The organism is Deferribacter thermophilus (genome assembly GCF_049472675.1).
Classification (GTDB): Bacteria; Chrysiogenota; Deferribacteres; order Deferribacterales; family Deferribacteraceae; genus Deferribacter; species Deferribacter thermophilus.
Window position 1 is genome coordinate 343755 of record NZ_JAPNXM010000001.1, and the last position, 12350, is coordinate 356104.

The 12350-nt window shown below is 30.9% G+C and carries 10 protein-coding genes; 6 read left to right on the forward strand and 4 right to left on the reverse strand.

Annotated elements, in window-relative coordinates:
- Positions 1 to 70 precede the first annotated feature (70 nt).
- Positions 71 to 1714 carry an L-glutamate gamma-semialdehyde dehydrogenase gene (gene pruA, locus OWM07_RS01775; protein ID WP_423301958.1) on the forward strand — a complete coding sequence of 548 codons (1644 nt, stop codon included), beginning with the start codon at positions 71 to 73 and terminating at the stop codon, positions 1712 to 1714.
- Between the two features lie 3 nt (positions 1715 to 1717).
- On the forward strand, positions 1718 to 2632 hold the full coding sequence (locus tag OWM07_RS01780) for a proline dehydrogenase family protein (RefSeq protein WP_423301959.1): 915 nt from the start codon (positions 1718 to 1720) through the stop codon (positions 2630 to 2632).
- Positions 2633 to 2655: 23 nt separating this feature from the next.
- Here OWM07_RS01780 and OWM07_RS01785 read toward each other — a convergent pair whose 3' ends face one another.
- Both OWM07_RS01785 and OWM07_RS01790 read right to left on the reverse strand, forming a co-directional pair.
- A complete protein-coding gene (locus OWM07_RS01785) occupies positions 2656 to 2889 on the reverse strand; it encodes a hypothetical protein (RefSeq protein WP_423301960.1) in 234 nt (77 codons plus the stop codon).
- Complete coding sequence (locus OWM07_RS01790; protein ID WP_423301961.1) at positions 2886 to 4193, reverse strand: GGDEF domain-containing response regulator; 1308 nt, start codon at positions 4191 to 4193, stop codon at positions 2886 to 2888. The genes OWM07_RS01785 and OWM07_RS01790 overlap by 4 nt, the downstream gene beginning before the upstream one ends.
- A 70-nt stretch (positions 4194 to 4263) precedes the next feature.
- Here OWM07_RS01790 and gltX point away from each other — a divergent pair, with 70 nt between their 5' ends.
- On the forward strand, positions 4264 to 5718 hold the full coding sequence (gltX, locus tag OWM07_RS01795) for a glutamate--tRNA ligase (protein ID WP_423301962.1): 1455 nt from the start codon (positions 4264 to 4266) through the stop codon (positions 5716 to 5718).
- The gene (der, locus tag OWM07_RS01800; RefSeq protein WP_423301963.1) at positions 5719 to 7038 is read left to right on the forward strand and encodes a ribosome biogenesis GTPase Der; all 1320 of its coding nucleotides are present in this window, start codon (positions 5719 to 5721) and stop codon (positions 7036 to 7038) included.
- Between the two features lie 4 nt (positions 7039 to 7042).
- Here der and OWM07_RS01805 read toward each other — a convergent pair whose 3' ends face one another.
- On the reverse strand, positions 7043 to 8284 hold the full coding sequence (locus OWM07_RS01805) for an NAD(P)/FAD-dependent oxidoreductase (RefSeq protein WP_423301964.1): 1242 nt from the start codon (positions 8282 to 8284) through the stop codon (positions 7043 to 7045).
- 112 nt (positions 8285 to 8396) lie between these two features.
- Entirely contained in the window at positions 8397 to 10691 is a 2295-nt protein-coding gene (locus OWM07_RS01810; RefSeq protein WP_423301965.1) for an NADP-dependent malic enzyme, read from the reverse strand.
- Positions 10692 to 10805: 114 nt separating this feature from the next.
- Between OWM07_RS01810 and deoC the strand changes: the two genes are divergently transcribed.
- Both deoC and xerA read left to right on the forward strand, forming a co-directional pair.
- Positions 10806 to 11480 (forward strand): deoxyribose-phosphate aldolase, encoded by a 675-nt coding sequence (gene deoC / locus OWM07_RS01815; RefSeq protein ID WP_423301966.1) that lies wholly within the window; start codon positions 10806 to 10808, stop codon positions 11478 to 11480.
- On the forward strand, positions 11467 to 12348 hold the full coding sequence (gene xerA / locus OWM07_RS01820; RefSeq protein ID WP_423301967.1) for a site-specific tyrosine recombinase/integron integrase: 882 nt from the start codon (positions 11467 to 11469) through the stop codon (positions 12346 to 12348). Before deoC ends, xerA begins: the two co-directional genes overlap by 14 nt.
- The last annotated feature ends 2 nt before the right edge of the window (positions 12349 to 12350 follow it).

Sequence of the window (12350 nt, forward strand, 5' to 3'; positions counted from 1 at the left end):
TAATGTTCAAAATATTGAAATTTATTTTTTATTTTGATATAATGAACTAAAACTTTTAGAGAGGTGAAATATGTTTCTGTTTAATAATAGTATCGTAAAAATTCCATACCCAGAAAATGAACCAGTTTATAGTTATGCTCCAGGCACAAAAGAGCGTGAATTATTAAAGAATGCAATTAATGAGCTTAGAAATCAAAAAATTGAAATCCCTCTTATAATTGGTGGTAAAGAGGTCAGAACTGGAAAGCTTGGAAAAGTTGTATGTCCTCATGATCATAATCATGTATTAGCAGAATATCATATGGCAGGCGAAAATGAGGTCAAAATGGCTATTGAAGCTGCTCTTGAAGCTTGGAAAGAATGGCAAAAATATAGATGGGAAGAGCGTGCAGCTATATTTTTAAAAGCAGCTGAATTACTTGCTGGTAAGTATAGATATATACTAAATGCAGCTACTATGCTTTCTGTTAGTAAAAATGTTTTTCAAGCTGAAATAGATTCTGCTTGTGAATTAATCGATTTCTGGAGATTCAACACTTACTTCATGCAACAAATTTACACTGATCAACCTCCATATTCACCAAAACCAACTTGGAATTATGTACAGCATAGACCATTAGAAGGTTTTATTTTTGCTGTAACGCCATTTAATTTTACTTCAATTGGAGGTAACTTACCAACAGCACCTGCTATTATGGGTAATGTTGTTGTGTGGAAGCCAGCATCTACTGCTGTTTATGCCCCATATTTTATTATGAAATTATTGAAAGAAGCTGGTTTACCTGATGGTGTTATAAACTTTATTCCTGGTTCAGGTTCCACTGTAGGTAATGTTGTTTTAAGAGATCCTAATTTAGCTGGTATTCATTTTACAGGGAGTACAGAAGTTTTTCAAAATATGTGGAAGATTGTGGGTGAAAATATAAAAAATTATAAATATTATCCAAGAATTGTTGGTGAGACTGGTGGTAAAGACTTTGTATTTGCCCATAATAGTGCAAATATTAAAAAGTTAGTTACAGCTCTTGTAAGGGGAGCTTATGAATATCAAGGTCAAAAATGTTCTGCCGCTTCAAGGGCATACATTCCTAAATCTATATGGAAAGATGTTAAAGAAATGATGATTGAAGAAATCAAGTCTATTAAGATTGGTGGTCCAGAAGATTTTTCTAACTTTTTCAATGCAGTGATAGATGAAAGTGCTTTTGAAAGTATAAAATCTTATATCGATTATGCTAAAAATTCTAATGAAGCTGAAATCCTTGTTGGTGGTGGCTGTGATAAATCTGTCGGATATTTCATTGAGCCAACTTTGGTTGAAACAACCAATCCAAAATTTAAACTTATGGAAGAAGAGATTTTTGGCCCTGTGTTGACAGTTTATGTATATGACGATGATAAGTATGAAGAGACTTTGGAGTTATGTAATAATACATCACCTTATGGATTAACTGGTGCTATTTTTGGTGAAGATAGAAAAGCTATAAGTATTGCATTGGAAAAATTGGAATATGCTGCTGGTAATTTTTATGTAAATGATAAACCTACTGGTGCTGTAGTTGGTCAACAGCCTTTTGGTGGTAGTAGAGCTTCTGGTACAAACGATAAAGCAGGTAGTTATTTGAATTTGATAAGATGGGTAACACCAAGAACAGTAAAAGAGAATTTTGATGCTCCTGAGAATTATAGATACCCATTTATGGCTGAGGAGTAAAAAATGGGACTTTTGAATTTTTTAATATCTAAATCGATTATGTATATACCAGGCCCAATTGTGGGCCTGTTTGCTAAAAGCTATATTGCAGGTCCAGAATTATACGATGCTGTTAGAGTTACTCACGAACTAAATAATAAAAATATGATGGCAACCATTGACATATTAGGTGAGTTTATAAGCACTAAAGATGAGGCTAAGTATTATAAAGAAAGGTGTATAGAAATTTTGGATACTATTGATAAGGAAGGGCTTGATGCTAATTTATCCTTAAAGCCTACTCAAATGGGACTACTTTTGGATAAAGAGTTTGCTTTTGAAAATATTAGAGAAATAGTGGCTCATGCAAAATCATTAAATAATTTTGTTAGAATAGATATGGAAGATACCAAATGTACAGATGATACACTAGAATTCTACAGAAGATTGAGAGAAGAGTTCCCAGGGCATGTTGGTACAGTATTACAGTCATATTTAAGAAGAACTCCAGATGATATTATAAAACTATCTGATGGCCCAATGAATTTTAGATTGTGTAAAGGTATATACAATGAACCAAGAAAATTAGCTTACAAAGATCCATATATTATAAATAGAAACTTTACTTATTCGCTTGAGCTTTTGTTGAAAAATAAGGCATATGTAGGTATAGCTACCCATGATGAAAAGCTTGTATTTGAGGCTCTTAGATTGATAGAAAAGTATGGATATGATAAAAATCAGTATGAATTTCAAATGCTTTTAGGTGTTGATGAGGAATTAAGGGAAATTATTGTTTCTGCTGGGCACAGATTGAGAGTATATGTTCCTTTTGGAAAAGATTGGTTGCCTTATTCAAGAAGGAGATTAAAGGAAAACCCAAATATTGGTAGACATGCTTTAAGACAACTTTTTGGTCTTCATGGCAACAAAATATAAAGAGATGCTATTAAGCATCTCTTTTATCTAAAAATAGTTAGGATAAAATTTAATACTAGACCTGTGATAAAACCATCAAAGAAAGCCCAAATTAAGCCAAATATTATACCTGAAATTGTTTTGTCGTTATAACCAAGATACACAATTTTGGCATATTTTATTATTTTAATACTTATTTTATTTTTATTGTAAATATTTATTAAGCAAAAAAATATTACATAAGAAAAAGCAAATAAAAATGCAAGCTTTGTACTCATACTATATTTAGTTCTGTGCCTTCAATATGTAAAAAAGCTTGATCTCTACCACTATTTTTGGCTTTGTATAACATATCATCAGCACATTTAATGATTTCATTGTCACTTTTATATTTTTTAGTAAACAGACAACAGCCTATACTTATTGTAAATTTGATAACAGTATCATTGTGTTTATATTCAAAATTTCTAACATTATTCAAAAGTTTTGAAATTATTAATGAAAGATTTTCTGCTGGTGTGTTTGGTATAAGACATAGGAATTCTTCTCCGCCAAATCTTCCTATAATATCTGTTTTTCTTAAAGTATCCTTTAATATTTTTGCTAAACTTATTAATATATTATCTCCTATGTCATGGCCATAAGTATCATTTATCTTTTTAAAGTGGTCTATATCTAAAATTATAACTGAGAAAGGGGTGAGATATCTTTTATAATTTTCTATCAAGATATTGAGCTGTTGAATAATAAATCTCCTGTTGTAAAGACCTGTTAGGGGATCAGTAGTAGCTTTTTCAAAGAGCTCTTTATTAATTTGGTCTAATTCATCATTTAATTTTTTTACTTTGTAATTATTTATAATTTTTAAAAGTAATTCTTCTGTTGAATAAGGTTTAATAATATAATCGTCAGCTCCTATTATCATTAGTGTTCTCAAAAGTGAATTTTCTCTTGCTGATGTTTGGATAAGGATTCTCGTATTTTTTAACTCAGGAAATTTTCTAATTGCCTTTGTAACTTCGATACCGTCCATCTCATCCATATAGACATCTAAAATACAAATATCTGGTTTGTTATGGGGTAAGGTTTGTATAAACTCTCTTGGATTTTCAAATAAAAAATATTTGGATTTGGTCTGTTTTAATACATTTTCTATAAAGTAGAGTTGTGTTTTGCTATCATCGATAGCAGCTATAAAAGAGTTGGATAAATCAATGTTTGAATATAATTCAATAATATGATTGATCTCATCTATTATATTTTCATCTATATGATCCCTTGTTAAAATGTCTAAAATTCCATAAGAGTAAACATCATATTTGGATATTGTTTTGGGATCTGAAGTTATAAGTAAAATTGGTATTAATATATCATTGATTTTGATTAATTCTGCTAATTTGAAAGCATTGCCATCGGATAATTCGAAACCAGAAATTAGAATATCAGCTGAATTCTTTTTTAAATAATCTATAGTTTCAGCTATTGAAGAGAAAGATATTATATCAAATGTATCAGCAAGTATTTTTTCTAAAAGAATTCTTGACACTTTAGAAGCGTCTGCTATAAGTATCTTTTTCATCATAATAAAAATATAATTTTTACAAACATATTAGTATATTTATGATAAATAATCAATATTTTTGGAGGATTAAATGAGTATAAGGGTAAGATTTGCACCAAGTCCAACTGGTCATATTCATGTAGGTAATGCAAGGACAGCTTTATTTAATTATTTATTTGCTAAAAACATGGGAGGAAAGTTTATATTAAGGATAGAAGATACCGATTTGGAGAGATCTACTGTAGAAAGTGAAAATTTAATTTATGAGGATTTAAAATGGTTAGGTTTAGACTGGGACGAAGGTCCAATTAAAGGTGGGGAGTTTGGCCCATATCGACAGACAGAACGATTTGATATTTACAAAAAATATGTTGATAAACTTTTAGAAGAAGGAAAAGCGTATAAGTGTTTCTGCAGTAAAGAAGAGCTTGAAGTGATGAAAGAAAAAGCATTAAAAGAAGGGAAACCCCCAAGATATAACGGTAAATGTAGGAATTTAACAGAGGAGCAGATTCAACAGTTAGAAAATAAAGGGTTAAAACCATCTATTAGATTTAAGGTTGAACAAGAAGAAGTTGAAGTGAATGATATTATAAGGGGAAATATTACTTTTAAAACTGATGCTTTTGGAGATTTTATAATAGTAAGACCGGATGGAACACCTGTATATAATTTTGTTGTTGTTATAGATGATGCTTTGATGAAGATTTCTCATGTAATTAGAGGGGATGATCATCTAAGCAATACGCCTAAACAAGTTTTAATATATAATGCGTTAGGTTTTGAAATACCAAATTTTGCACATATACCAATGATTTTGGGCCCTGACCATTCAAAATTGAGTAAAAGGCATGGGGATACAAGTGTCAATCAATTTCGTGAAAAGGGTTATTTACCCGAAGCTCTTTTTAATTATTTGGCATTGCTTTCTTGGTCTCATCCTGAGGAGAAAGAAATTTTGTCGAAGGAAGAGCTAATTAAGAGTTTTACACTAGATAGAGTTTCAAAAAGTGCTGCAGTATTTGATTTTGAAAAATTGAAGTGGATGAATGGAATTTATATAAGAAATAAAGATTTGGTTGAGCTTACCAAATTATGTATCCCATATTTAATTAATTCTGGTTTAGTTAGTAATGATTATATTCAAGAGAATTTTGAAAAATTAGTAAAGATGGTGGAATCTATAAGAGATAATTTAGAAGTTTTATCAGAAGTGTCAGATTATTTGAAAGTATACTTCTGTATGAATACAGATTTTGATGATTCAGCTAAGGAAATTTTAGGATATGATACAACAAAATCTGTGTTAGTGTCTTTTAAAAATTTTGTTGAAAATATAGATGAATTAAATGAGGATAATTATAAAATAGCTATAAAAGAAGTTCAAAAGGAAGTAAAAGTTAAAGGGAAAAAATTGTTTATGGCTATAAGAGTAGGTGTTTCTGGAACTACTAAGGGGCCAGAGTTAGATAAATTGGTTGTAAACCTTGGTAAAGAAGAGGTTATAAAGAGAATTAATCAAGTTTTAAATTTAATGGGAGAATAGATGTTTACTGTTGGAATTATTGGAAGGCCTAATGTAGGAAAGTCCACGCTTTTTAATAGATTTGCTGGTAAAAGAATAGCTATTGTGGACGATATCCCTGGTGTTACAAGGGATAGAATTGAGCATATAGTAGAATGGGAAGGCAAAAAGTTTAAAGTTATTGATACATGCGGTTACGATTTGAGAGAAGAACTTTTGAAAAAAGAGATGATAAAGCAGTTTTATGCTTCACTAGAAGAGGCCGATTTCTTTATTTTGCTCGTGGATGCAAAAGAGGGGGTGCACCCTCTTGATGAGATAGTTTGTAACATTTTGAGAGAAAAAGGGAAAAATTTTATAGTAGCAGTTAACAAAGTTGATAATGATAAATTAGAAGCTTTTATTGCTGATTTTTATCAACTGGGTGTAGATGAAATTATCCCGATTAGTGCTACTCATGGTAGAAATATAGATATGATTTTAGATAAAATATTAGAAAATTACCATGAGAAAGATGATGTTGATTTAGACTATGGTGAAAGTGTTAAAATTGTTGTTGTTGGCAGACCAAATGTTGGTAAATCAAGTTTAATAAACAGTTGGCTTGGAGATGAAAGACTAATTGTAACGCCAATTCCTGGAACAACAAGAGATAGTGTAGATGTATTTTTTAACTTTAATTCACAGCAATATGTATTAATAGATACTGCTGGGATAAGAAAAAAGTCTGTTATGTTTAAAGATAGGATTGAAAAATATGGTTATTATAGGAGTTATGATTCTATCCAAAGGGCAGACATCGCTGTAGGTGTTATAGATGCTACAGAAGGTGTGACTGAAAAAGATGTAAAGATAATAGCTGATGCTTATGAAGCTGGAAGACCAGTAATAATTGCTGTCAATAAGTGGGATGCTGTAAAAAAGGATGAAAAGATTGGGAATAAATTTAAAAGTGATATAAACGAGAAGTTTAAATTTTTAAATAATCCACCAGTAGTTTTTGTCTCAGCATTAACAGGGAAAAATATTTTTAAAATTTTTGATGCTGTGAATGAGCTTTATAAGGAGTACACTAAGCGTATTCAAACATCAAAACTTAACAAACTTTTAGAAGAGGTACAGTATTTACATCAGCCACCGGTGGTAAGAAATAGAAGGGTGAAATTTTATTATATGACGCAAGTGGATATAAAACCACCACATTTTGTAATTTTTGTAAATTATCCAGAGGCTGTTCATTTTTCTTATAAAAGATTTATTGTAAACCAAATTCGAGAAAACTTCGGTTTTAAGGGTGTCCCTTTAGTGGTAAGTTATAGAAAAAGAGGGGAAGAGAATTAATTCATCAATTTTCGTTATCGATAATCAATCTTGCTCCTTTTTTAAATGTAAAGTATGACCAACCCCATTGTAGCATTACGAAAAGTCTATTTTTAAAACCTGTTAGATATAAAATATGAACAAAAATCCATGTAAACCATGCAATAAAGCCAGATAATTTAATATTTTTTATTTCAGCTATTGCTTTACTTTTACCAATTGTTGCAAGCTGCCCTTTATCAAAATATTTAAAGGGTTCCCTTTTTTTGTTTTTTAAATCATTCAGAATTTGCTTAGCTGCATGTTTTCCTTGTTGCATAGCGACGGGAGCAATTCCAGGTAGAGGTGTGCCATTTTGCTCAAAATTTGTAATATCTCCGCAGATAAAAATTTCAGGATAGTTTGGTAAGCTTAAATCTGCGTTGACTTTAATTCTACCTGATTTATCTTTTTCTCCAGGAATTTTTTGAGATAATTTATTAGCTTTTATACCTGCTGCCCAAATGACTGTAGCAGCTTCAATAAACTCATTACCTATGTTTACTCCCTTTTCATTTATTTCTGTAACTAAACTATTTGTCCATACCTGAACACCAAGTGATTCTAAATCTCTTGTTGCTTTGGTACTTAGCTTTTCATCAAAAGATGGTAATATCCTTTTACCTGCTTCAATTAAAATGATTCTTGAAAGCCTTGGGTCAATATTTCTAAAGTCTTTGGCCAGAGTGATTCTTGTCATTTCGCCGATTGCTCCAGCCAATTCGACACCAGTTGGGCCACCACCTATAATTATAAAAGTAAGAAATTTCTTTTTTTCGTTTTCAGATTTTGCTTTTTCAGCCATTTCAAAGGCATTAAGTATTTTGTTTCTTAAGATTTGAGCATCTTTTAGCGTTTTTATTGTTGGGGCATAGTTCTTCCATTGTGTATTTCCAAAATAATTTTCTTCTGCACCAGCTGCAATTATTAGGTAGTCATACTTAATTTTATCTGATTTGGTTATTACATGTCTATTTTCAAGGTCAAAATCTACTACCACATCTTTTAAAACAGTAATATTTTTTTTCCTACTAAAAATACTCCTGATGGGATAGGCAATATCAGCTTCGTTTAGCCCTGCAGTTGCTACTTGATATAGTAAAGGTTGAAATAGGTGATGATTTTTTCTATCAATAATAACAATTTCTATTTCTTTGTTTTTAGAAAGGGTTTTTGCAGCATTTAACCCAGCAAAACCAGCCCCGATAATAACAATCTTTTTTTTCACTATTTACCCTCAAACTTTTTTGAGGGTTATAATTTAGAATGAATATAAATTCAAGTAATTTTTAAAAAAACCTGACGGTAATACCCGTCAGGCCTGTAATTTTTTTTGTATTTTAAAGACAAATTTTTTCTTCGTTTTTTTGCTTCCATTCTGCATCAACAACAGCAATCGCAGCCATGTTTACTATCTCATTTACTTCACTACCTCTTTGTAATACATGCACAGATTTGCAAAATCCTTGAAGGATTGGTCCAATCGCTATCCCGTTACCCAATCTATAAAGAAGTTTGTAGGCGATATTACCTGCTTCTAAGTTAGGGAAGATTAAAATGTTTGCATCCCCTTTAATTTCAGAGAAAGGGAATGCTTCTTCAGCTATTGGTGGATATGTTGCTGTGTCAGCTTGCATATCACCATCAATTGTTAAATTAGGATATCTTTCTTTTACAATTTTCATTGCTTCTGCTACTTTAATTGTTCTTGGAATTCTCACACTACCAAAGTTTGAAAAGCTAAGCATTGCTATTTTAGGCTCAATACCAAATTTTTCTGCAGTTTCAGCTGATTGAATGGCAATTTGAGCTAACTGTTCAGCATCTGGATCAATATTTACAGTAGTATCAGCACATAAGACCAATCTGTTTTTAAAAACCATAAAGTATGAACCTGATGGAACTGTATAACCTTTTTGTAAACTCATTGTTTCTAATATCGGTCTTATGGAATCACCATAACTTCTTGAGTAGCCAGTGAGCATACAATCAGCTTCGCCGTTTAATACCATCATAGCTCCATAGTAGTTATAAACTTTTGAAAGTCTTCTTTTTGCCTCTATTAATGTCATACCTTTTCTTTGCCTCATCTGGAATAATTGATTTGCATACTCTTCAAGTTTATCAGATTTTGCTGGTTCGATTATCTCACAGCCAGAAAGGTTTATGTTGTATTTACTAGAAAGTTCCAAGATATTTTCTTTATTTCCAAGTAAAATAGGTGTTCCAAACCCTTCTTCAACAATCTTTTGAGCTGCTCTAAGAACCTTTTCAAAATCGCCTTCAGGTAATACAATTCGTTTAGGTGTTTGTTTTGCAATATGAATAATTTCTCTGGTAAATTCCTTAGCAAAGGATAATCTTGACTCTAAATAATCTTTATATTTTTCAAAATCTGTAATTGGTTTTCTCGCAACCCCTGTGTCCATAGCTGCTTTTGCAACAGCAGGTGCTACCCATGTAAGGACTCTTGGGTCAAAAGGTTTCGGTATTATATAATCCTTACCAAACTCAATCCTTTCTTCTCCATAAGCTTTACAAACATTTTCTGGTACATCTTCTTTTGCTAATGCTGCCAGAGCTTTTACTGCTGCGATTTTCATCTCTTCGTTGATCTCTTTTGCCCTTACATCAAGAGCACCTCTGAAAATAAAAGGGAAACCTAAAACATTGTTTACCTGGTTAGGATAGTCTGACCTACCAGTTGCCATTATTGCATCACCTCTTACTTCTGCTACTTCCTCTGGTGTAATTTCTGGATCAGGGTTTGCCATAGCCATAATTATAGGATTTCTGTTCATCAATTTTACCATCTTTTTAGTTACAGCACCTTTAACAGATAGCCCCATAAATACATCAGCACCATCCATTGCCTCTTCTAAAGTTCGTTTATCGGTTTCAATAGCAAACTCTTCTTTATATTTATTCATCCCTTCTTTTCTACCTTTATAGATTACCCCTTTGGTATCACACATAATAATATTTTCTTTTTTTGCACCCAAAGAAATTAATAATTTTCCAATTGCAATCCCTGCAGCACCAGCTCCATTTATGATTATCTTTATTTCTTCAATTTTTTTATTAACAAGTTCGAGAGCATTTAGTAGAGCAGCAGCTGCAATAATTGCGGTTCCGTGCTGATCGTCATGAAAAACAGGGATAGACAGTCTCTTTTTTAATTCTTCTTCTATGTAAAAACAATCAGGTGCTTTTATATCTTCTAAATTAATCCCACCAAAAGTAGGTTCTAAAAGCTCGCATACTTTAATAACATCATCTGGATTTTGCGAATTAACTTCAATATCAAAAACATCAACATCAGCAAATCGTTTAAATAGAACACCTTTACCTTCCATTACAGGTTTGCCTGCTAATGCACCAATATTTCCAAGCCCTAATACAGCAGTACCATTTGAAACTACTGCAACCAAATTACCTTTGGCAGTGTATTCAAAAGCAAGATCAGGATTCTTTTCGATCTCTTCACAAGGTATTGCTACGCCTGGAGTGTACGCTAAAGATAAATCCCTTTGTGTAAAGCATGGTTTGGTGGGAACTACTTCAATTTTACCAGGTCTGGCACCTGCATGATATTCTAATGCTTCTTCTTTTGTTATTTTTGGTTTCTTACCCATTTCTACCTCCATTAAACTATATTGCATTTATTTAAAAACTGAGTAAACTATAAATCAACATAAAAAGATTGTAAATAGTAAAAATAAATTATTTATGAGGAGGAATTCATTATTATGAATATTAATAATAAAGTTAAGGAAGTAATAGAAAAAATCGATATTACATATTTAAAAGCGGATATTATAACTAGTATTGTTCATAAATATATTAATTTATGTAAAAGGTATGGTTTCTATGGATTATGTTTACCTATGGAAAAAATAATTGAAAATTATAAAGAAATAGAAAAAATACAATCAAAAATAGTTACTGTTATAGGTTTTCCATTTGGTTATAATAATACTGATTATAAAATAAAAGAAATTGCCTATATAAAAAATTTTTGTATAGATGAATATGATATAGTTATGAATGTGTCAAAATTTTTAGAAAAAGACTATAAATATGTTGAAGAAGAGTTAACAAAAATTAGAAAGTTTACAAAAAATAAAACTATTAAAGTAATAATCGAGGCATGTTATTTAAATAAAAGACAAATTTTAGATGCAGTAAGTTTATTAATAAACTGTGGTATTGATTTTGTAAAAACAAGCACTGGTTTTGGAGCTTCTGGTGCAAGGTTGGAAGATATAGAATTGATAAAAAATGCATTTGGTGATAAAATTATGATTAAGGCATCTGGTGGAATAAAAACATTTGAGCAGGCTGTTATGTTTATAAATGCTGGAGCAGATCGTTTAGGGATGAGTAACGTTGATGATATCATAGAAAAATATGAAAGTTCATAATTATTTTAAACATTATTTAATTGTAGAAGAGTCACTATCAGATAATACTATTGATGCATATATTAGAGATGTCGAGCAGTACATTAGCTATTTAGGTGAAAAAAAACTAAAGGTTGATGATAATACATCTATTTTAAATTATATTAAATATCTGGTTAAATGTGGGTATACTATTGAATCAATTTTAAGAAAGTTGTCAAGTATATCTACATATTATGATTTTCTAATTAAAGAGAAGAAGATAGATAAAAACCCTGTATTAGCTATTGATAAGCCAAAAAAATGGTTTAAGTTGCCAGAGTTTTTAAATGAAGAAGAAGTGGATAAGATTTTGAGATGTATTGATAAAAATACACCTATTGGTGTTAGAGACTATATTATGATATTATTGCTTTATACTTCTGGCCTCAGAATTAGTGAGTTGGTAAATATAGAGCTAACTAATTGTGATTTTAAAAGGGGGATAATTAGAGTAAAAGGGAAGGGTGGAAAAGAGCGATATGTACCTATTCATAAAAAAATATTAGATTTACTTGATAATTATCTTGAAGTAAGACATAATTATTTTGTAAAGGGTAGTGATAGTGGGTATCTGTTTTTGAATAGATATGGTAAAAAATTAAGTAGGGTATATTGCTGGGGTATTGTGAAAAAGTACGCAGAATTAGCTGGGATTAAAAAAAATGTTTCACCACATGTTTTTAGACATACATTTGCTACTCACCTTTTGAAAAATGGTGCGGATTTAAGAGTAATTCAGATGTTGTTGGGACATTCATCTATTTTGACAACTGAAATTTATACACAGCTTGATGATGATTCATTAAGGAATAGTCTTATTAGTTATCATCCAAGGTTTGAGAGGTAGAA

Bases quoted from the DNA above. Each gene is read 5' to 3' on its own strand.
- pruA (WP_423301958.1), top strand. From the start codon at position 71: ATGTTTCTGTTTAATAATAGTATCGTAAAAATTCCATACCCAGAAAAT.
- OWM07_RS01780 (WP_423301959.1), top strand. From the start codon at position 1,718: ATGGGACTTTTGAATTTTTTAATATCTAAATCGATTATGTATATACCA.
- OWM07_RS01785 (WP_423301960.1), bottom strand. From the start codon at position 2,889: ATGAGTACAAAGCTTGCATTTTTATTTGCTTTTTCTTATGTAATATTT.
- OWM07_RS01790 (WP_423301961.1), bottom strand. From the start codon at position 4,193: ATGATGAAAAAGATACTTATAGCAGACGCTTCTAAAGTGTCAAGAATT.
- gltX (WP_423301962.1), top strand. From the start codon at position 4,264: ATGAGTATAAGGGTAAGATTTGCACCAAGTCCAACTGGTCATATTCAT.
- der (WP_423301963.1), top strand. From the start codon at position 5,719: ATGTTTACTGTTGGAATTATTGGAAGGCCTAATGTAGGAAAGTCCACG.
- OWM07_RS01810 (WP_423301965.1), bottom strand. From the start codon at position 10,691: ATGGGTAAGAAACCAAAAATAACAAAAGAAGAAGCATTAGAATATCAT.
- deoC (WP_423301966.1), top strand. From the start codon at position 10,806: ATGAATATTAATAATAAAGTTAAGGAAGTAATAGAAAAAATCGATATT.
- xerA (WP_423301967.1), top strand. From the start codon at position 11,467: ATGAAAGTTCATAATTATTTTAAACATTATTTAATTGTAGAAGAGTCA.